At 52.5% G+C, this 20,464-nt stretch carries 25 protein-coding genes; 24 read left to right on the top strand and 1 reads right to left on the bottom strand.

Annotated elements, in window-relative coordinates:
- Position 1 precedes the first annotated feature (1 nt).
- From buk to ald, 13 genes are all read left to right on the top strand, one after another.
- Positions 2-1,060 carry a butyrate kinase gene (gene buk, locus FH749_05170; GenBank protein ID MTI94866.1) on the top strand — a complete coding sequence of 353 codons (1,059 nt, stop codon included), beginning with the start codon at positions 2-4 and terminating at the stop codon, positions 1,058-1,060.
- A gap of 16 nt (positions 1,061-1,076) precedes the next feature.
- Positions 1,077-1,988, top strand: a complete 912-nt coding sequence (locus tag FH749_05165; protein ID MTI94865.1) for a bifunctional enoyl-CoA hydratase/phosphate acetyltransferase — start codon at positions 1,077-1,079, stop codon at positions 1,986-1,988.
- Positions 1,989-2,014: 26 nt separating this feature from the next.
- On the top strand, positions 2,015-3,085 hold the full coding sequence (locus FH749_05160) for a Glu/Leu/Phe/Val dehydrogenase (GenBank protein MTI94864.1): 1,071 nt from the start codon (positions 2,015-2,017) through the stop codon (positions 3,083-3,085).
- Positions 3,086-3,150: 65 nt separating this feature from the next.
- Entirely contained in the window at positions 3,151-4,230 is a 1,080-nt protein-coding gene (locus tag FH749_05155) for a butyrate kinase (protein ID MTI94863.1), read from the top strand.
- 13 nt (positions 4,231-4,243) lie between these two features.
- Positions 4,244-4,894 (top strand): hypothetical protein, encoded by a 651-nt coding sequence (locus FH749_05150; GenBank protein MTI94862.1) that lies wholly within the window; start codon positions 4,244-4,246, stop codon positions 4,892-4,894.
- A gap of 15 nt (positions 4,895-4,909) precedes the next feature.
- Positions 4,910-5,113 (top strand): 4Fe-4S dicluster domain-containing protein, encoded by a 204-nt coding sequence (locus FH749_05145; protein ID MTI94861.1) that lies wholly within the window; start codon positions 4,910-4,912, stop codon positions 5,111-5,113.
- Between the two features lie 15 nt (positions 5,114-5,128).
- Positions 5,129-6,187, top strand: coding sequence for a 3-methyl-2-oxobutanoate dehydrogenase subunit VorB (vorB, locus tag FH749_05140; protein ID MTI94860.1), 1,059 nt, complete (start codon positions 5,129-5,131; stop codon positions 6,185-6,187).
- The gene (locus FH749_05135) at positions 6,187-6,933 is read left to right on the top strand and encodes a 2-oxoglutarate oxidoreductase (GenBank protein ID MTI94859.1); all 747 of its coding nucleotides are present in this window, start codon (positions 6,187-6,189) and stop codon (positions 6,931-6,933) included. Before vorB ends, FH749_05135 begins: the two co-directional genes overlap by 1 nt.
- A complete protein-coding gene (locus tag FH749_05130; GenBank protein MTI94858.1) occupies positions 6,934-7,479 on the top strand; it encodes a 2-oxoacid:ferredoxin oxidoreductase subunit gamma in 546 nt (181 codons plus the stop codon).
- Positions 7,480-7,520: 41 nt separating this feature from the next.
- On the top strand, positions 7,521-8,618 hold the full coding sequence (locus FH749_05125) for a M20/M25/M40 family metallo-hydrolase (GenBank protein ID MTI94857.1): 1,098 nt from the start codon (positions 7,521-7,523) through the stop codon (positions 8,616-8,618).
- Complete coding sequence (locus FH749_05120; protein MTI94856.1) at positions 8,605-9,675, top strand: DUF3866 family protein; 1,071 nt, start codon at positions 8,605-8,607, stop codon at positions 9,673-9,675. Before FH749_05125 ends, FH749_05120 begins: the two co-directional genes overlap by 14 nt.
- A 45-nt stretch (positions 9,676-9,720) precedes the next feature.
- Positions 9,721-10,359, top strand: coding sequence for a stage II sporulation protein M (spoIIM, locus tag FH749_05115; GenBank protein MTI94855.1), 639 nt, complete (start codon positions 9,721-9,723; stop codon positions 10,357-10,359).
- 127 nt (positions 10,360-10,486) lie between these two features.
- The gene (ald, locus tag FH749_05110; protein MTI94854.1) at positions 10,487-11,605 is read left to right on the top strand and encodes an alanine dehydrogenase; all 1,119 of its coding nucleotides are present in this window, start codon (positions 10,487-10,489) and stop codon (positions 11,603-11,605) included.
- Positions 11,606-11,655: 50 nt separating this feature from the next.
- Here the strand turns inward: ald and FH749_05105 are convergent, their stop codons facing one another.
- Complete coding sequence (locus FH749_05105) at positions 11,656-11,943, bottom strand: hypothetical protein (GenBank protein MTI94853.1); 288 nt, start codon at positions 11,941-11,943, stop codon at positions 11,656-11,658.
- A 93-nt stretch (positions 11,944-12,036) separates the two neighbouring features.
- Between FH749_05105 and FH749_05100 the strand changes: the two genes are divergently transcribed.
- From FH749_05100 to FH749_05050, 11 genes are all read left to right on the top strand, one after another.
- Entirely contained in the window at positions 12,037-12,231 is a 195-nt protein-coding gene (locus FH749_05100; GenBank protein MTI94852.1) for a hypothetical protein, read from the top strand.
- Between the two features lie 72 nt (positions 12,232-12,303).
- On the top strand, positions 12,304-13,194 hold the full coding sequence (gene xerD, locus FH749_05095; protein ID MTI94851.1) for a site-specific tyrosine recombinase XerD: 891 nt from the start codon (positions 12,304-12,306) through the stop codon (positions 13,192-13,194).
- Positions 13,103-14,383 (top strand): phosphopentomutase, encoded by a 1,281-nt coding sequence (locus FH749_05090; GenBank protein ID MTI94850.1) that lies wholly within the window; start codon positions 13,103-13,105, stop codon positions 14,381-14,383. Before xerD ends, FH749_05090 begins: the two co-directional genes overlap by 92 nt.
- Positions 14,380-15,198: a purine-nucleoside phosphorylase gene (locus FH749_05085; protein MTI94849.1), complete on the top strand. Its 819-nt coding sequence runs from the start codon at positions 14,380-14,382 to the stop codon at positions 15,196-15,198. Before FH749_05090 ends, FH749_05085 begins: the two co-directional genes overlap by 4 nt.
- A 2-nt stretch (positions 15,199-15,200) precedes the next feature.
- Complete coding sequence (locus tag FH749_05080) at positions 15,201-16,022, top strand: purine-nucleoside phosphorylase (GenBank protein ID MTI94848.1); 822 nt, start codon at positions 15,201-15,203, stop codon at positions 16,020-16,022.
- Entirely contained in the window at positions 16,022-17,347 is a 1,326-nt protein-coding gene (locus tag FH749_05075; protein MTI94847.1) for a pyrimidine-nucleoside phosphorylase, read from the top strand. Before FH749_05080 ends, FH749_05075 begins: the two co-directional genes overlap by 1 nt.
- A 108-nt stretch (positions 17,348-17,455) precedes the next feature.
- On the top strand, positions 17,456-18,616 hold the full coding sequence (locus FH749_05070) for a D-alanyl-D-alanine carboxypeptidase (protein ID MTI94846.1): 1,161 nt from the start codon (positions 17,456-17,458) through the stop codon (positions 18,614-18,616).
- Between the two features lie 64 nt (positions 18,617-18,680).
- Positions 18,681-19,022 carry an anti-sigma factor antagonist gene (locus FH749_05065; protein MTI94845.1) on the top strand — a complete coding sequence of 114 codons (342 nt, stop codon included), beginning with the start codon at positions 18,681-18,683 and terminating at the stop codon, positions 19,020-19,022.
- 4 nt (positions 19,023-19,026) lie between these two features.
- Positions 19,027-19,482: an anti-sigma F factor gene (locus FH749_05060; GenBank protein ID MTI94844.1), complete on the top strand. Its 456-nt coding sequence runs from the start codon at positions 19,027-19,029 to the stop codon at positions 19,480-19,482.
- Positions 19,469-20,167: a sigma-70 family RNA polymerase sigma factor gene (locus FH749_05055; protein ID MTI94843.1), complete on the top strand. Its 699-nt coding sequence runs from the start codon at positions 19,469-19,471 to the stop codon at positions 20,165-20,167. The genes FH749_05060 and FH749_05055 overlap by 14 nt, the downstream gene beginning before the upstream one ends.
- A 68-nt stretch (positions 20,168-20,235) precedes the next feature.
- Complete coding sequence (locus tag FH749_05050; protein ID MTI94842.1) at positions 20,236-20,439, top strand: dodecin domain-containing protein; 204 nt, start codon at positions 20,236-20,238, stop codon at positions 20,437-20,439.
- Positions 20,440-20,464: the final 25 nt, after the last annotated feature.

Raw genomic sequence — 20,464 nt, 5'->3', positions numbered from 1 at the left:
AATGACCCAATGGATACTGGCCATAAACCCTGGCTCAACTTCAACCAAGCTGGCAATTTTTCAAGGTACCGATCAATTTGCTTCCGAGACTCTGCGGCACCAAGTAGATGAATTGGCGCCTGTAATTAGTGATCAACTAGACTACCGTCTCAAGCTTGTGGAAGAGTGGTTGGAGAAGACCCCGGTTCGGGATCAGTTGTCTGCTGTGGTTGGCCGGGGAGGCCTGTTGAAACCGCTAGCCGGTGGCACCTATCCCGTGAACCAACAGATGCTTGCAGATCTACGTGTGGGTGTACAGGGTCAACATGCTTCAAATCTTGGTGGATTGATTGCCCATGCTCTAGGAGAGCGACTGGGCATACCTGCATTCATCGTTGATCCGGTGGCTGTTGATGAGTTCATTCCTGAGGCGCGGGTTTCGGGCATGCCGGAAATACCTAGGCGCAGTCTGTCCCACGCCCTGAACATCCGTGCGGTCGCGCATCGGGCGGCAGAAGATTTGGGGCAGCCCCTTGGGGAGGCAAATATGATTGTCGTCCATCTTGGCGGTGGTATTTCGGTGGCGCCGCTGTTGGCCGGTCGAATGCTAGATGTGAACAATGCCAACGAGGCGGGACCATTTTCGCCGGAGCGCACCGGTGGTCTGCCGGCAGGTGACTTGCTCAAAATGGCCTTTTCCGGTGAGTATACCGAGTCAGAGCTTCTGCGCAAGTTGACCCGGCAAGGCGGGCTGCTGGCTTATCTCGGCAGCAATGACGGCATGGAGATCGAAAACCGCATTCTGGACGGTGACCAAGAAGCGGAAGCGGTGTTTTACGCCATGGCTTACCAGGTTGCCAAAGAGGTGGGGGCGATGGCTGCGGTTCTGTCCGGTGCTGTCCGGGCGATAGTGATTACCGGCGGCTTGGCTCATTCAGACCGTTTGGTTGGCTGGATCAAAGACCATGTGCGCTTTATTGCTCCGGTGTTGATTTATCCCGGCGAAGATGAACTCCAGGCCCTGGTTGAGGGGTGCTTGCGGGTCCTTTCCGGAGCTGAGCAGCCCCGGGAATATGTTTAGGTCGGAGGTGAGGACTATGTTTACCAAAATGGAGCAGATTCTGGAAGCTGCCAGGACGTTGCCCAATCGTCGACGTCTGGTTGTGGCCGCGGCCCAGGATAAAGATGCGCTGCAGGCTGTTGGCGATGCGCTTACTTGGGGAGTCGTGTCTGTCACGTTGGTTGGCGATGAGGATACGATTAAATCGGTGGCCGCTGAAGTTGGTTTAGATCTTGCGCAATGTTCGCTGCTCAATGAGCCGGATCCTGTTCAAGCCGCCAAAACAGCTGTAGCCATGGTAAGCGGCGGGCAGGCAGACCTGGTGATGAAAGGCAAAGTTGGAACCGCAGATATTCTCCGGGCAGTTTTGGATAAGGACGAGGGGCTGAGAACAGACCGCCTGCTCAGTCACGTGGCAGTCTTGGAAGTGGAGGGCTATGAGCGTTTGTTTATGCTCACCGACGGCGCCATGAATATCGCGCCGGACTTGGAACAGAAGATTCAGATTGCCCAGAACGCCGTTGATGTTGCCAATGCCTTGGGAATTGAGGAGCCACGGATTGCGCCACTGACTGCAGTGGAGGTTGTCAATCCCAAGATGCAGGCTACCATTGACGCCGACGGCCTTGCGAAAGCGGCTGCGAGGGGCGAAATCGGCAGAGCGATTGTTTCCGGGCCAATTGCCTTGGATGGCGCTGTCAGCGCCAAGTCCGCTGAAATTAAGGGTATTACCGGACCGGTGGCAGGCAATGCCGACATTCTGCTGGTTCCGATGATTGAAGCTGGCAATGTGTTGTATAAGTCAATCATTTACTTTGCCCGTTCACGGGCTGCGGGGGTCATTGCCGGCGCACGCGCTCCTGTTGTTCTGACCTCACGGTCAGACAGCCGGGAAGCTAAGTTAAATTCAATTGCCCTGGGCGCCATTATTGCCGCTCAAGGCAAGTAATAATAACAAAACTGGGAGGGTTTTAAATGTTGATTTTTGAGTACATGGAGAAATACGGTTTCGAGCAACTGGTATTCTGTCATGACAAAACTTCCGGTCTCAAGGCAATGATTGCAATTCATGACACCACTTTGGGGCCCGCACTGGGCGGCACCCGCTTCTGGAACTATGACAGCGAAGACGAAGCAATTGAGGACGTTCTGCGTCTGGCCCGGGGTATGACCTATAAGGCGGCAGCAGCCGGCCTGAATCTGGGCGGCGGTAAGGCAGTTATCATCGGCGACTCCAGAAAGGACAAGAGCGAAGAGCTGTGGCGTGCCTTTGGCCGCTTTGTCCAGAGCCTCAATGGCCGCTATATCACTGCTGAGGACGTAGGAACTGCTGTTCAGGACATGGATATTGTCAACCTGGAAACTGATTTTGTCACCGGCGTCTCCAAGGCCAAGGGCAGCAGCGGCGACCCCTCGCCTAAGACCGCTTACGGCACCTTCCGTGGCATGCAGGCTTGCGCCAAGGAACTCTGGGACTCCGACGACCTCAAAGACAAAGTCGTTGCCGTGCAGGGTGTTGGCCATGTTGGTTACTATCTCTGCCAGTACCTGCATGAAGTTGGCGCCAAGCTGATTGTCTGTGATATCAACCAGGAAGCGATTGACAAGGTTGTCAACGAATTTGGCGCCAAAGTTGTTGAGCCCGATGCCATCTATGGTGTGGAATGCGATATCTTCGCCCCCTGCGCTTTGGGTGCTATCATTAACGATGAAACTATTCCCCAATTTAAATTCAAAATTATTGCCGGCGCAGCCAACAACGTCCTCAAGGAAGACCGTCATGGTGACGTTATCCACGAAAAAGGCATCCTCTACGCCCCCGATTATGTTATTAACGCCGGCGGTTTGATGAATGTCGCCGATGAATTGAATGGCTACAATGAGGAGCGGGCGATGGCCAAGGTTTCCACAATTTATGACAACATCGCCAAGGTTATCGAAATTGCCAAACGGGATAATATCCCCACTTACAAAGCTGCTGATCGTATGGCTGAAGAACGTATCGAGAAGATTGGCCGGGTACGCAGCAACTTCATTCAGCGTTAGGTAAGTATTGCCGGGGGAGTTGTGGAGATAATCGCACAACTCCCCGGTTTTTAAGGAGGAATTCAATGACTGCCAAACACCGCCTGTTGGTAATTAATCCCGGCTCCACCTCAACCAAAATTGCTGTTTACGAAGCAGACCGGCCGATGTTGGAGCAGACATTGCGCCATAGCAGTGATGAACTGAAACAGTACGAATCGATCATCGACCAATACCAGTTCCGCAAAGATGTAATTCTTGAGACGCTCCATAGCCAGGGGATAAATCTCAACAAGCTGTCGGCTGTTGTTGGCAGGGGCGGGCTGCTGAAGCCAATCGCCGGTGGCACGTACACTGTCAATGAGTTGATGTTGGAGCATTTACGTCAGGGCCTGCAGGGTCAGCATGCTTCGAACCTAGGTGGCATTATTGCCTGGGAAATCGCGAGCCAATTTGATATTCAGGCGTTTATTGTCGACCCGGTGGTGGTTGATGAGCTGAACCCAGAGGCAAGGATTTCCGGCATGCCTGAAATTGAAAGACGCAGTATCTTCCATGCTCTCAATCAAAAGGCGGTTGCCCGCCGGGCTGCTGCAGAGCTTAATAGTGATTATGACAAGGTGAATCTGATTGTCGTACATTTGGGTGGCGGCATTTCCGTAGGCGCCCATTGTCGCGGCCGGGTTGTGGATGTAAATAACGCATTAGATGGTGAAGGTCCATTTTCGCCGGAACGGGCCGGCGGCCTGCCGGTGGGGGATTTGGTCAAGCTCTGTTTCAGTGGCAAGTACAGCCAGCAAGAGCTCTATAAAAAGCTTGTAGGACAAGGGGGCCTTGTCGCCTATCTGGGAACAAATGACGGGCGGGAAGTACAGGAGCGCGTCAGTGCAGGCGATAAGGATGCGGAATTAATTTACCGGGCCATGACTTATCAGGTGGCCAAAGAGATAGGCAGCTGTGCCGCGGTGCTGCGGGGCGATGTCGATGCCGTTGTGCTGACCGGTGGCCTTGCATACGACCGGGAACTGCTGGTGCCCTGGATTGAGGAGCGGGTATCGTTTATTGCGCCGGTGAAAGTTTATCCCGGGGAAGACGAAATGCTGGCCCTTGCCCTGGGTGGACTCAGGGTGCTGGAAGGAAGGGAACAGGCCAGGGAATACAAGTAATCCCGGAGGAAAAATGACAGAGAAAATAATTGTAGTTGGCGAGTACGGCAGCGGCAAAACTGAATTTGCACTAAACCTTGCGGTTCAAAAGGCCGTTGAAGAAAAGGTGATTTTGGTCGATTTGGACATTGTTAACCCGTATTTCCGGTCCCGGGAAGCAAAAGCACAATTAGCAGATAAAGATATCGAATTTGTGTTCAATCAACGCTTGCAGAACGCAGATTTACCTGCACTTTCGCCCCGAGTTGATGCAGCGCTCACCCAGCCCGGCAGTGTAATCATCGATGTCGGTGGGGATGACGGCTCGGTTGTTCTGGGTCGTTACCGGGAGCGGCTGCTGCGAGCAGGGGCAGAGGTTTGGCAGGTTGTAAACTGTAGCCGTCCGTTTACCAGCACAGCTGCCGGAATTGTGGAAGCGGCCGCACGGATTGAGGCAAAATCAGGGTTACGGGTGAATGCGCTGATTAACAATACCAACCTGGGCCGGGAGACCACAGCCAATGATGTAATTGAGGGCGCCAAAATTATCGCTGAAGCAGCGGCAAGTCTGAAGCTTCCTGTGCTTTGGCATTGTGCCCGCCCGGAGATTCTGCCGGAACTATCGACCCATTTAGAGCAGCTTTTTAGCATGGACATCAGTCTTTTCCCCGCATATTTAAGTTAAAGGAGGTAGAGTTTTTTGCCCAAAGTAGAATTTGACCGCGATCGCTGCAAAGGGTGTGAACTCTGTGTAAGCGTCTGTCCGACAAAAATCGTTGTGATGGACGAGAAGATTAACAAAAAAGGATATCGGGCCGCTACGGTCAGGGAGATGGACAAATGTATCGGCTGCGCAATGTGCGCCCGCATTTGTCCCGATGTCGTAATCAAAGTATATAAGTAGTGAGGAGGTTAATTCATGGCTAAACAACTGATGAAGGGTAACGAAGCGATTGGCGAAGCGGCAATTACTGCCGGCTGTAGACATTTCTTTGGTTACCCAATCACACCGCAAAACGAACTGCCCCAGTACATGTCCCGCCGTATGCCCCAGGTAGATGGCGTGTTTTTGCAGGCCGAAAGTGAAGTCTCGGCTATCAACATGGTGTATGGTGCTGCCGGCGCCGGCGCCCGGGTTATGACATCTTCTTCCAGCCCCGGCATCAGCCTCAAGCAAGAAGGAATTTCCTATATAGCCGGCGCTGAATTGCCCTGTGTAATTGTCAACATCATTCGCGGTGGCCCCGGGCTCGGCGGCATTCAGCCCGCCCAGTCAGATTATCTCCAGGCCACTAAGGGCGGCGGCCATGGTGATTACCGCCTTATCGTCTTTGGTCCTGCCAGTGTTCAGGAAATGGTCGATATGACCATGGAGGCCTTCGATATTGCCGACTATTATCGCGCCCCTGTCCTAATCTTGGGCGATGGCGTGCTTGGCCAAATGATGGAACCGGTTGAATTCAACAAGCCCAAGAGTCGTGAGCTCAAGCCCAAGGACTGGGCGACAACCGGCGCAGCCGGTCGGGGACCGAACATCATCAATTCACTGGCAATGCAGCCGGAGAAGCTGGAAGAGCATAACTGGCGCCTGCAAGAAAAATATAAGCAAATTAAAGAAAACGAGCAGCGCTTTGAACTGTATAATTGTGATGACGCCGAGCTGGTCCTTGTTGCCTACGGCACCACCTCCCGGATCGTAAAAAGCGCAGTAAATCAATTGCGGGAGCATGGCATTAAGGCCGGTTTGCTGCGACCGATTAGTCTTTGGCCGTTCCCTGAGAAAGCTTTTGCCCAGCTGCCTGACAGCGTCAAGGCTTTTCTTGCTGTAGAAATGAGCGCCGGCCAGATGGTTGAAGATGTGCGCTTGACTGTAAACGGCGCCCGTCCTGTGGAATTCTTCGGCCGGACCGGCGGAATGATCCCCTCTCCCACAGAAATCATTGAAAAAGCAAAAGCAGTCCTGGGAGGTGACCGGTAATGAAAAAGGTCTTTGACCGTCCTCAGGCAATGACGGAGAAACAAATGCATTATTGCCCCGGTTGTACCCACGGGATTATACACCGTTTATTGGCTGAGGCAATCGATGAGCTGAATGTGCGCGAAAAGACAATCGGTGTGGCGCCGGTCGGCTGCGCCGTCCTGGCCTACGAATACTTTAACTGTGATATGCAGCAGGCAGCCCACGGTCGGGCGCCGGCAGTTGCCACCGGAATTAAGCGCACCAACCCGGACAATGTAGTCTTTACCTATCAGGGCGATGGCGACTTGGCCTCCATCGGCTGTGCCGAAATCGTCCACGCTGCCGCCCGGGGCGAAAAAATCAGCACCATTTTTGTAAACAACGCAATTTATGGAATGACCGGCGGCCAGATGGCGCCAACTACTTTGGTTGGTCAAACCACCACCACTTCTCCCTATGGCCGTGATTCTTCCCATGTCGGTTACCCAATCCAGGTTTCGGAAATGCTGGCCACCCTTCAGGGTGCAGTATATGTGGCCCGGGTATCGGTTCATGATGTGCCCCACATTCTCAAGGCGAAAAAAGCGATTAAAAAGGCCCTGGAAATTCAAATCAAGGGTCTGGGCTTTTCAATAGTTGAAGTCTTATCCACTTGTCCCACCAACTGGGGCAAAACGCCGCTGGATTCCCTGGAATGGCTGCAGCAGAACATGCTGGAGTATTATCCTCTGGGCGAATACCGTACACCTGAGGAGGGAAAATAAATGGCTGAACTGATTCTCGCCGGTTTTGGCGGTCAGGGTGTAATGTCCATGGGACAGATGCTTACCTACGCCGGTATGATTGAAGGCAAAGAAGTGTCATGGATTCCGTCATACGGTCCCGAGATGCGTGGCGGCACCGCCAACTGTGCAGTTGTAATTTCCGATGAGCAAATCGGTTCACCGGTGGTAACTGAGCCGGATATCGTTATCGCCATGAACCTACCGTCAATGGACAAATTTGAGCCGATGCTCAAATCTGGCGGTATATTGATTTACAATAGTTCGCTGATTGAACGGTCGGTTTCCCGGGACGATATTACAGTGATCCCGGTTCCCGCCAATGAGGTGGCCGGTGAGCTGGGGAACAGCCGCGTAGCGAATATGGTCATCATGGGCACTCTGTTGAGCAAGGCCTCCTTGGTCAGCAAAGAAGGTATTCTCGAGGCACTGCGCAAGGTTCTACCCTCCCATCGCCATGACCTGTTGACTGTTAATGAGCAGGCCCTGGAACGGGGCGCCGAGTACGCCAGTCAAAAGAGCCAATAGGAATAAGCCGCCTTTTGAGCGGCTTATTTTTTTTTGCCTGATTGGATACAGTATCAAGGGTGATAAAAGTGGAAGAAAAGATTACGCGTTTATTTAGAGAATTGACAGCAATCAACAGTCCATCCGGGCAGGAAGAGGAAATAAGGACAGCTGTGCGGGCAAAGCTGACTGAGATTGGCTTCAGCCCCAGGGAGGTTTCGGGAAATCTAGTGGCTCGAAGGGGAGCGGGCGAACCGCTGTTGCTTTGCTGCCATCTGGATACGGTGGAGCCGACCACGGACCTGAATTTGGGCTTTGAAGACGGAGTTTTTTACAGCCGCGGTGACAGTATTTTAGGCGCCGATGACAAAGCCGGGCTGGCTGCGCTGCTGGCAGTGCTCCCTGAGATCCCTGAATCGGCGCCGGTGGAGGTATTGTTAACCGTCGGGGAGGAGTTGGGGATGGAGGGGGCAAAACAGCTAAAACCCGGCGACTTGAAAGCCCGAGCCGGCCTGGTCTTAGACGCCGGTGAACCTGTGGGAACAGTTATCAACCGGGCATCCGGGGAAATGCAGATCCAAATCAAGATGATTGGCAAAACTGCCCACGCGGCTGCCGCCCCCCAGGAGGGTATCGATGCCATTCGCATGGCAGCACGGTTTATTACGCAGCTGCCGCCCCACATGCCTGACAAGGAGACATCGCTTAATATTGGAATTATTCGCGGCGGTTCTACGACCAATACGATTTGTGATTTAGTCGAGCTCACCGGGGAGATTCGCAGCTTCTCTCCTCGACGGCGTCAGGATCTAGCCGGTGAACTTGAGGCGCTGGCCCAGGCAACGACAGGTGACTCAGGCGGAACGTTTCAATTTCATTCTCAGCAAAGCTACGACGGATATACGATTGCGCCTGAAGACAATTTGATTGGGTTGTTGCGTAAAACAGCTAATGCGGCCGGTTTTGGGGCGGTAATCAGCTCTAGGAATGCCGGCAGCGATGCAAATATTCTCAACCAATTGGGGGTTACCACCGTCAACCTCGGCACTGGCTATACTGACGGGCATAGTCCCAGGGAGCGGGTGGCTTTAGCAGAAATGAATAAACTGGCCCGTTGGTTACGGACGATAATTGGGGAGTGGTCGGATGCCCGCACTTAACCTGCGGCCGGCCAAGGTTATTAGCATCATTGAAGAACGGCCGGGCCTGCAGTTATTATCCCTGCGTGTTGGTGAACAGGAATGCCGGGCTGTAAATTATCTCATGCTTGGAGCCAAAGCCAGCCCGGGGGACGAAGTGGTTGTCAATACCACCGCGGTCGATATCGGACTTGGCAGCGGCGGTGTTCATTTTGTGCTCCCCTTTACCGGGAAGCGCACTTACGGTTGGGGCCATCAGGTTAAACTGCGCTACACTCCGCTCCAGGTACAGGTAGACTGCGTTGAAGAGCAGAACAGCCCCTGGCACGATAAATTTCAGTGCTCCGATGGATTGGAACAGACCCCGGTTTTGGTGGCGGAGTTGCACAGTATGCTTCCCCCTTTGGTGCTGGCAATCAGGCAAGAAGATCCCGGGGCAAGAATTGTTTTTGTGTCGATGGATGGAGGGGCCTTGCCTGTGGCGTTTAGCACAAATTTAGCTTGGTTGCGTAAGCAGCACTTGGTACAGGGGACAATTTCCTGCGGCCACTGTTATGGCGGAGATTTAGAGGCAATCAATATCTTTACCGGTTTGCAGGCGGCTAAGCTGGTGTTAAACGCTGATTATATCATTGTCTCCATTGGCCCGGGGATTGCCGGCACAGGCACAGTCTATGGGTTTTCCGGCTTGGAACAGGGATTTAGTTTGCAAGCGGTCCAGGCCCTGGGGGGACAGGCGATTTTTGTGCCCCGGATAAGTTTTGCCGATTCCCGCAGTCGACACCATGGGATTAGTCACCACAGCCTGACCGTACTCCGCAAGGCGTATTCCGGTTCGGCGGTTATACCCTTGCCACTGCTCCGCCAGCCCCAGCGGCGGGTACTGGCGTCTGCAATCCGCAAACTTCCCCAGCGGTATCGGTTTATCTGGCGACAGCGTCAGATGCGCGTACTTGCCGCCAGATATCCGAAGCTGTTTAGGACAATGGGGCGGGGTTACGAGCAGGATCCAGCTTTTTTTGATTCTCTGGGGGCCGCGGCAAAGGCAGCGGTAGAATTGAACAGGTCTAAACGCTGAGACAGGCGCATAGCATTTAAGTAGCTTGTAAGGGGAGGGGAGGATGTGGGAATTTCCCAATTGCTCAAGGCTCCCAAGGGTTACGAAAGGTACTTGCGGAATGCTGCCCTGGCCATGGTTATTGCGCTTGTTATCGGCATGGTTTTTGGCGCAACTATGGTCAATCACCTGGATTTCTATCAACAGCAGGAACTTGAAGAGGGGCTGAACTATTATCTTCAAATCAGTGATGAGGGCGGTAGCATATCCAAGGCAAAAATAGCCACCAACTCCCTGAATACCAACGGCATGTTCGTGTTCTACACGACAATATGCGGCTTAGCGGTTGTGGGATTGCCCTTTGTCTGGGGTTTGGTATTTATCAGGGGAGTTGTATTGGGATTCACCGTCGGCTATTTGGTGCAGAGACTGGCCTGGCGGGGCTTGGTATTTTGTCTGGCAACCTTGTTTCCCTTCGCCGCCTTGTTGATTCCGGTGACTATCTTTTCTGGCGCACATTCGGTTGCATTCAGCTGGTTAATGATTACAAAAGTGTTTGGCGGAGGAGACCGCACTCCGCCCCCAATACTGGGGTATATTTTTGTTCAGTTCACAGCATTTGTCGGCATGTTTATTTTGGCAATGCTGGAGGCAGCGATTGTCCCGTGGCTGTTGGAACGCCTGTTACCCTGGGTCATTGCATAATTGTGCATGCAAAACATTGCAAAAATGCAATTTTATGCAGGACCACTTGTGGACAAGGTTGGATGATATTTATGGCATATTTTTTGCATTTGTATAGGGTGATATTAATCTTGGAGGAGGCGTTTTAATGATTATTGGAGTCCCAAAGGAAATTAAGCCCAATGAAAACAGGATTGCGCTCACCCCAGCGGGAGCAAATGCCCTTACGGGTGCAGGACATCAGGTGTTTATTGAAACTAAGGCCGGGGAAGGCAGCGGATTTTCTGATCAGGAGTACATCAATTCCGGCGCTGAAATTCTCCCCACTCCCCAGGATGTTTTCGCCAAAGCAGACATGATCATGAAAGTTAAGGAACCGCTTCCCAGCGAGTACCCACTGTTTAAAGAAGGACAGATTCTCTATACATACCTGCATCTGTCAGGTGTGGATCCCGAACTCACCAAGGTTTTGATGGAAAAGAAAGTTGTTGCCATTGCGTACGAAACCGTTCAGTTCGAAAATGGTGAACTTCCTCTGTTGACTCCCATGAGCGAGGTTGCCGGTCGGATGGCCACCCAGGTGGGTATTCACTTCCTGGAAAAAACCCATGGCGGTCGCGGCGTTCTTCTGGGCGGCGTGCCGGGAACTCCTCCGGCTGAAGTCGTGGTTATCGGCGGTGGCGTTGTTGGTACAAACGCAGCCAAAATGGCTTATGGTTTAGGCGCCCGCGTGACCATCCTCGATGTCAGCCCCGCCAGAATGCGCTATCTGGACGATATTTTTGAAGGCAATATTACCACACTGATGTCTAACCCCTACAATATCGAAGAATGCTGTCGCAAGGCCGATTTGCTGATTGGCGCAGTCCTTATCCCCGGCGCCCGTGCCCCGCGGTTGGTCACTGAAGACATGGTTAAGCAAATGAGAGAAGGCGCTGTGATTGTTGATGTGGCTATCGATCAAGGCGGCTCGATTGAAACCATCGACCGGGTTACCACCCACGCAGAGCCGACTTATGTTCGTCACGGCGTTGTTCACTATTCAGTTGCCAACATGCCCGGCGCTGTTCCCCGGACTTCCACCATCGCCCTGACCAATGTAACACTTAAGTATGCTCTCGATATCGCTAACAAGGGCTATGCCCAGGCAATCAAAGATGACCCTGCTTTGGCACTGGGTGTCAACACCTACGCCGGTCAGGTGGTCTACGAAGCTGTGGCCAATGATCTGGGCCACAAATACGTGCCGCTTAAAGATTTACTCTAAACCAAGCAAAATTAAAAGGCGACGCCTGATGCGTCGCCTTTTAATTATTCTCAGTGCAAGCGTGCGCCAACTTCCCGACTGATATCCGGGATAGATATTTTGCGTCCCTGGCTGAAAACTTCGCCGTCAATCATCACCACCGGCACCTTGGCGGTTGAATTAATTGCAGGCGTTGCCTTCATGTTGTTTAGCGCTGTCTCCATCGGCATGTACGCAAAATCAACCTTGTTGGGGTACTGGTTCTCCAATTGTTCCTTGGCAAAATGCGCCACTTTGTGCCAGTCGTTGTCGGGATCATCGGTGTCTTCACCAATAATCAACACAGAAACCCGTTGCATAGCTAACACCTCCGCACTTAGTATGGCCGGAAATCGTATTGTTTTTGCTTTTTTCCGGCGTTTTTGCATAGATTTATCATAGGGAGGGATGTGATGAAACGGGTAATTTGGCTGCGGATTCCTGAAGGACTGGGCTTGAGTTTGATTCTTGTTTTTGCGGCGCTGGGACTGGTACTTAGTCTCGGCGGGCAACTGTCACCGGCGATAACTGTGCAGTCGGGAGCGAAAATCAGTCGCTTGGGTCAAATGTTGCTGGATTTACTGGATTTTGTCCATTTTGGACTTTGATTCTCTTTGACCTGACCGTAGGAATTATGGTAAGTTGTTATATATAAATCAGCGCAGCAAAGGAGTCTGGCCATGGAACAACTGGTGGAAAATTATTTATCGCATTTAAAGGTTGAAAGGGGGCTGGCAACTAATACCCTGGACAGCTACCGGCGGGATTTGGGCAAGTTCGTGCGTTATCTCCGTCAACGGGGCTTGAAACGCATCGCTGATGTGGACAGGCGCCAGATAATTGCCTATATGGACGATTTACATAAACAGGGACGGGCTGCCGCCACTATATCCCGTAATCTTGCCGCCATCCGTTCATTCTATGGCTTTTTGACCGCTGAGAATTTGGTGGAAACCAACCCCTCCCGGGAGCTGGATTCGCCTCGGATTCCCAAACGTTTACCCGAGGTGTTGACAATCGAACAGGTTGGCAAATTGCTGGAACAACCCTGCACTACTTCTGCAGCTGGCCTTCGGGATAAAGCGATGTTGGAATTGTTGTATGCCACCGGTATCAGGGTATCTGAGCTTGTGGATTTGAATGTAGATGACTTGAACCTGAAAATGGGGTTTCTCCGTTGCACAGGCAAAGGGTCCCGGGAGCGGATTGTGCCCCTGGGGCAGACGGCGGTGGAGTGCCTGGATAAATGGCTGACTTCAGGACGGGGACATATGGTGCGTTCTGCCCAGGAGGAGGCAGTCTTTGTTAACATCCACGGGCGTCGCCTAACCCGGCAGGGGTTCTGGAAGCTGCTGAAAAAGTATGTAACTGCGGCCGGCATCCGCGGGGAGATAACACCACATACGTTGCGACATTCTTTTGCCACCCATCTATTGGAGAATGGCGCCGATCTGCGTTCTGTCCAGGAAATGCTGGGACATGCGGATATTTCCACTACCCAGATTTACACGCAAGTTACAGGCAATCACTTGCGGGAAGTCTATCGCCGGTTTCATCCCCGGGCACGCTAAGGAGGATAACAAAGTGCGGATATTTCTGGTGGTTTTAGATAGTGTCGGCATTGGCGCTTTGCCTGATGCGCATCTGTATGGCGATGAGGGCAGCAATACACTGGGGAATATTGCAGAACAGGTGGATTTGGAGCTGCCACATCTCGCTAAATTGGGCCTGGGGAATATCACGGAAATTTCCGGCGTTCCCCCGGTGGAACGGCCACAGGCCAATTTCGGTCGCATGGCAGAAGCTGCCCCCGGCAAGGATACAATAACCGGCCACTGGGAAATGGCCGGTGTAATCATTGATACACCTTTTCATACATATCCCCACGGGTTCCCTGAACCGTTGATCGCGGAGTTTACACGTCGGATTGGGCGGAAAGTTCTTGGCAATTTTGCTGCCTCAGGGACCGAGATAATAAATGAACTGGGAGAGAAGCATTTCGAAACCGGTTATCCAATAGTTTATACCTCAGCCGATAGTGTGTTTCAAATTGCCGCCCATGAAGATGTGATCCCCCTTGCCGATTTGTATGGGATGTGTGCCGTCGCCCGGGAATTATGTACCGGAGAGTATAATGTCGCACGCATCATCGCCCGGCCGTTTGTAGGACAGCCGGGTAGTTTTAGCCGTACTGCCAACCGAAGAGACTTTTCTTTGAGACCGCCCCGCCCCACTGTTCTCGAGCAATTAGTCGCCTCGGGTCGTGAAGTTCTGGGCGTTGGTAAAATCAAAGATATTTTTGCCGGTCAGGGGATAACGGAGAACTTTAAAACCCGGGACAACGCCCATGGCCTGGAGACCATCGAAAAGTTGGTCGCCCGCGGCGACGGGGACTTTATATTTGCCAATCTGGTGGATTTTGATTCTGCCTTTGGCCACCGCAATGATGTTCAGGGCTATGCCCGGGCGCTTATCGAAGCTGACCGGGGGCTTGGGGAAATTATTCCCTTGCTCACAGCTGACGATATTTTGATTATTACTGCCGACCACGGTTGTGACCCAACTTTCCCCGGCTCTGATCATACCCGTGAATATGTGCCACTTTTGGTCTATGGCGCCACGCTGAAATCCGGCATCGATTTGGGAACCAGGCCAAGTTTTGCCGATGTTGCCGCCACAGTCGCAGATTTGCTGGCCGTAGAATATCAAGGGGATGGGAATAGCTTTGCTGGACAAATTCTCAGGGAGGTTAGAGAATGACAACGCAAGTACAAGCGACTGTGAAGTATTTGCAGGAACAGGGTTTTGGTCGCCCGGCCCTGGCCATAATCCTTGGCTCCGGTCTTGGCGGTCTCGCTGACCAGCTGACCGGCGCGGCTCACGCGCCCTATGAGCAAATCCCGGGTTTTGCGCCCTCGACAGTGGCCGGTCACGCCGGACGTTTGGTCTTCGGCTACATAGAATCGTTACCGGTGGTGGCTATGCAAGGGCGTTTTCACTATTATGAAGGACACTCCCAACAGCAAATTGCCTTTGCGGTCAGGACAATGCATGCTCTGGGCGCTTCAAAGCTGATTGTTACCAATGCTGCCGGGGGACTGAATCCCGGTTTTTCTGTAGGCGATTTGATGCTGATTCGCGATCACATAAATTATACCGGAGGCAATCCCCTTCTGGGACTAAACGATGATAGTTTAGGTCCGCGTTTCCCTGACTTATCCCACGCCTATGACCAAAAAATGCGTAGCCAGGCAAATGATGTTGCTTCCCGGCTGGGAATACCCTTGCAACAAGGAGTGTACCTGGCAGTCTCGGGGCCTAGTTACGAAACGCCTGCGGAAATAAAAACCTTTGCTCGCTTGGGCGCAGACGCGGTGGGAATGTCGACGGTTCCTGAGGTAATCGCTGCGGTGCATTGCGGCATGCAGGTGCTGGGCATTTCTTGTATAACCAACATGGCCGCAGGCCTGGGGGCAGAAAAGCTGGCCCATGATGAAGTAATTGAGGTTACCGTGCGGGTGCGGGACCAGTTTCAGAATTTGGTTATGGAACTGATTAAATCTGAGGAGTGGTAGCTATGAATCTATTGGAACGAATTCACGATTCAGCTGAGTTTATTCGCGCACAAATCGATTTTCGCCCGGATTTTGCTCTGATCCTGGGGTCCGGTTTGGGTACGTTGGCCGAAGAGATTGAGCAACCGGTGATCATTGAGTACAGTGAAATCCCTCATTTCCCAGCTTCAACGGTTCCTGGACATGCGGGGCGGTTGGTCTTGGGAAAACTGGCTGGAAAGTCCGTGGCAGCAATGCAGGGTCGTTTCCACTACTACGAGGGGTACAGTATGCAGGATGTAACCTTCCCAGTATATGTGCTTAATGCCCTGGGGTGCAAAGCGCTGGTGGTTACCAATGCCTGCGGAGGGCTGAATCCCAAATTTTCTGCCGGCGACTTGATGCTAATCTCCGATCATATAAATATTTTACCCAATCCGTTAATTGGGCCGAATTATGAGGAACTTGGTCCACGGTTCCCGGATATGTCTCAGGCCTATGACCCGGAGTACCGGGAGCTGGCCCGCTCTGTGGCTGCTGACCAGGGAATATCGCTGCAGGAAGGTGTCTACCTGGCAATCAGTGGTCCCTCCTACAGTACGCCGGCAGAACTTAAAATGCTAATCGCTTTGGGGTCGGATACCGTGGGCATGTCGACAATTCCGGAAGTAATTGTCGCCAACTATCTGGGGATGCGGGTGTTGGGGATTTCCTGTATCACAGACATGGCGCTCCCTGATCAGTTGGAGCCCCTGACCCACCAGCAGGTTGTGAAAATCGCCAACCAAACCAGGCCGAAGTTTATCAATCTGGTGAGGGGCTGGCTAAAGCGAGCTGAATCCTGATGCGCGCCTATGACTTGATACTGAAAAAACGAATGGGCGGCGAATTGACAGAACAGGAGATTCAATTTCTCATTTCTGGGTATGTTTCTGGCGCCGTTGCTGACTATCAAATGGCTGCCTGGGCAATGGCTGTTTGGTTTCGGGGAATGTCTGCCCGGGAGGTGGCCTGGCTGACCCAGGCGATGGTGGCTTCGGGGGATACGGTAGATCTCTCGGCAATTGACGGGATTAAGGTAGATAAGCACAGCACTGGCGGCGTTGGTGATACAACCACTTTGGTGCTCGCCCCGTTGGTGGCGGCGGCGGGTGTGCCGTTTGCCAAAATGTCCGGGCGCGGTCTCGGCCATACCGGCGGCACCCTGGATAAACTGGAATCATTTCCCGGATTTCAGGTGGAGTTGGAACCAAAGCAATTTATCGATAATGTCAATAGATACAAGCTGGCCGTTGTCGGTCAATCCGCCAGACTGGCGCCGGCGGATGGAAAGCTCTATGGCTTACGGGATGTAACTGCAACGGTTGACAGTCTGCCCCTGATCGCCAGTTCTGTTATGAGTAAGAAACTTGCCGCCGGCGCCGATGCGTTGGTTTTGGACGTGAAAGTGGGCAATGGCGCCTTTATGCAATCCCTTGACGATGCATTTGCGCTGGCGGGCATGATGGTTGAAATCGGTGAAAAGCTGGGACGGCGAACAATTGCCCTGATTACTGCTATGGATCGGCCCCTGGGTCAGGCAGTGGGTAACGCCCTGGAAGTAAAAGAGGCAATCGCAGTCCTCTCCGGGGCTGGTCCAGAAGATCTGAAGGAACTTTGCCTGGAACTTGGAAGCAGGATGCTGGTGGCGGCCGGCGCCGGGACCGAGGCGGCTGAAGCGAGATTTTGGCTTCAGGAATTGTTGGCATCAGGCGCAGCGCTGGCAAAATTCCGGGAGCTGATTAGCGTTCAGGGTGGCGACGCGGGATTGATAGACAACCCGCAGAACCTTCCCCGGGCGCCGTTGAAGCGGGAGGTCAGAGCCAGGCAAAAGGGCTGGGTCAGTGAGCTTGACACCAGGGGGATTGGCGCCGCAGCCCTTGGTTTGGGGGCTGGCCGTGTCCGCAAGGACGAACCAATTGACTTAGCTGTTGGTATTGAAGTCTTGGCTAAGCCGGGACAACAGGTCGAACTAGGGCAGGTCTTGGCGGTGCTTCATGGTCGTGATGAACGTACTCTCGCTGAAGCCCAAACCCAAGTGCAGGACTGTTACACCATTGGTCCTGAACGAATAACGCCACTGCCGTTGATTTGCGGTGAGGTAAGCATAGACGGCGAAAAACGATTTTAAGGTCCGTTTTCGGACCTTTTTTATGTTTTTCAGGAAGACCGCCGGAATTTGAATGTTTATTCCTTATGCTGGGAAACATTAGAACAGCACAATATAGGAGGAATATGCATGCGAAGACTGATTGTAGCAACGTTAACTGCGTTTTTGCTCTTTAACGCTCTGCCTGTTCAGGCGGAAGTTCCGGATTATGAAGGAGAGCTGGCATCGAGCAGCGCTGTATTGCTGGACGCCGCTACCGGACAGGTACTGTTTGAAAAGGATCCGCACCTTCAGCTCGCACCTGCCAGCATCACTAAAATTATGACCATGCTTTTGGTAATGGAGGCATTGGAGCGGCAAGAGATTTCGCTAGATGAAGTGATGATCACCAGTTCCCGGGCCAAAGGCATGGGCGGTACCCAGATTTTTTTGGAAACTGATGATGAAATCACAGTTGAAGAAGCTATGATCGGCATGGCTGTTGAGTCGGCAAATGATGCAGCGGTGGTTGTGGCTGAACATCTGGGGGGATCTGTGGAAGGCTTCGTGGAGATGATGAATCGGCGGGCCCGGGAGTTGGGAATGGAAAACACCCATTTTGTCAACCCCACCGGTTTGCCGGAGAACGGCGGCGAGGGGAGCATGACCACCGCCTATGACGTGGCGCTCATGGCCCGCGAGCTGCTTAAGCATCCACAGATTACCCAGTGGACAACAATTCCCTGGGACACCCAGTTCATGGGCAGGGTATATATTGCAAATAAGAATCTCAGCTTTCTGCGGACCTATCCAGGTGGCGATGGATTAAAGACCGGTTGGACAGAAGAAGCAGGATATTGTTTGGCAGCGACCGCACTCCGTGACAGTACGCGCATGATTGCTGTGGTCATGGATGCCCCCACTTACACATTGCGCACCCAGGACGCAATTAACCTGCTGAATTACGGCTTTGGCCATTGGCGTTCGGAAGTGCTGCATCAACGGGGTGAAGTCCTTGGCACTGTTCCGGTGGACAAAGGACGTCAAGAAGTGCTGGACCTGATAACGGCGAATGATGTCACCATGCTGATTGACAAGACTGCTGACGGTGAGCCGGAAGTTAAGTTGAATCTGCCGGGTCATGTTCAAGCTCCGGTGTCACAAGGTGAAGTGGTGGGCACAGTAGAGGTCCTCTTAAACGATGAAGTTGTCGAAACAGTAGATTTGATTGCCGCGGAAGCGGTGGCGAAAGCAAACTGGTTTCAGATGATTGGCAAAATCATGCGCAGCCTGTTGGAAACTATTCGCTGATTGCGCATTGGTTGCAGGAATTTCCGGCTTTCTGGCGAATCAAACCTGGGGAGGGGTGATTGTCATGAAAGTGAAAACCAAGTACTATAATTCGGTTTTGGTAGTTGCTCCGGCCGGTGAACTTGATCACCATACAGCCGCTGAACTGAAGTCGGCCATGGAAACCGAGTTGGCAAAGGGAATTGCCCGTGATATAGTTTTGGATTTGCGTCATTTAAGTTTTATGGACAGTTCCGGTTTGGGTGTGGTGCTGGGGCGTTATAAACAATTGGCCCGTTGGCAGGGGCGCATGGTAGCTTTTGGTCTGCAGCCAGCAGTGGAAAAGGTCTATAAATTGTCTGGCTTGCCCAAATTGATACCAGTTCATCCCGATTTGGATACTTGTTTGGATTCCCTGGGGGGGTGAGATTATGAGCGTTAAAAATTACTTTACCTTGAATTTTCCGGCCAACTCAAGCAATGAGTCTTTTGCTAGAGTCGTTGTCGCCTCTTTTGCGGCCCAACTTGATCCTACCCTGGAAGAACTGACCGATGTAAAGACCGCGGTTTCGGAAGCGGTTACCAACGCCATTATCCACGGCTACAATGAAGGTCAGGGCGAGATAACGCTGACCGGCAGTCTGGGTAATGACGGTTCGCTGACGGTGATGGTTAAGGACGAAGGAGTTGGGATTGCCGACTTGGAGCAGGCCCGGGAGCCGTTATTCACCACGCGTCCCGATTTGGAGCGTTCCGGAATGGGCTTTACGATTATTGAAAACTTCATGGATCGGGTGGAAGTTGATTCCGCCCCTGGTAAAGGGACGGCTGTGACCATGACCAAGAAGTTTTCTCTTAAGGGGTCAGGAGGACATGAGAAAACTTGATGGCGAGCTGCTGCCGCACTTGGAGCAGAACGAGCTGCGCCAGCTCTTGTCCCGGGCCCAGGCAGGCGATTCAGTCGCGCGGGAGCAGGTGCTGCGCCATAACTTATTGTTGGTGAAAAACATACTGCCTAGATTTGCCGGTGCTGAGTTACAGGAAGACCTGTTTCAGGTTGGCGCAATCGGGCTTTTGAAGGCAATCGACGATTTTGATTTAGACCGGAATTTAATGTTTTCAACATATGCGGTGCCGAAAATCATTGGCGAAATCAAAATGTATTTGCGGGCGAATAATCCGGTTAAGGTTAGCCGGGATTTGCTGCGAATTTCCGGACAGGTGAAAAAGTGCCGCCGACAATTGGAGCAAGATTTGGGACGTGAACCCACCGTTGCCGAAGTTGCACGGGAACTGCGTTTGAGCACTGAGGAGGTGGCAGCCGCCGAAACCGCTGTCGAATCTCCTGCCTCTTTGGATGCGGTTACAGCCACAGTTTCCATGGATGACTTCCGGATTGCCCTCAAGGACGCAATTAGCAGGTTGGAGACGCGGGAACGGCAGGTTATCACTCTGCGTTATTTCTCCGAATTATCCCAGGCACAGGTTGCCCAAAAACTAGGTATATCGCAAGGACATGTTTCCCGTATTGAACGCCAGGTTTTATCTAAAATCAAAGCATCCTGGGGATGATTCCAGGGTGTTTTTTATTTTTGGTTGGGGAAATACTAAACCTGACCAAAAAAAGGAGGGAATCGCTATTGACAGTGTTTAAGGTTATTGAGCTGGTGGGGGAGTCTGGCAGTAGTTGGCAGGATGCTGTGGATGATGCAGTGCACAAGGCATCAGCCACGATTGACGGGATTAGCGGAGTTGAGTTGGTAAACCTGACTGCCAAAGTGGAAAATGGCCGGATTCTCAGTTATAAGGCTAATGTTAAGGCTGCTTTTGAGGTCAAGAATTAATCATTCCCCCCCTTTGTGGGGGGGT

This window comes from Bacillota bacterium, assembly GCA_009711825.1.
In the GTDB taxonomy this organism is placed as follows: Bacteria; Bacillota; Proteinivoracia; order UBA4975; family VEMY01; genus VEMY01.
The sequence above is the reverse complement of the archived record's forward strand: the minus strand, read 5'-3'. Positions and strand labels throughout refer to the sequence as shown.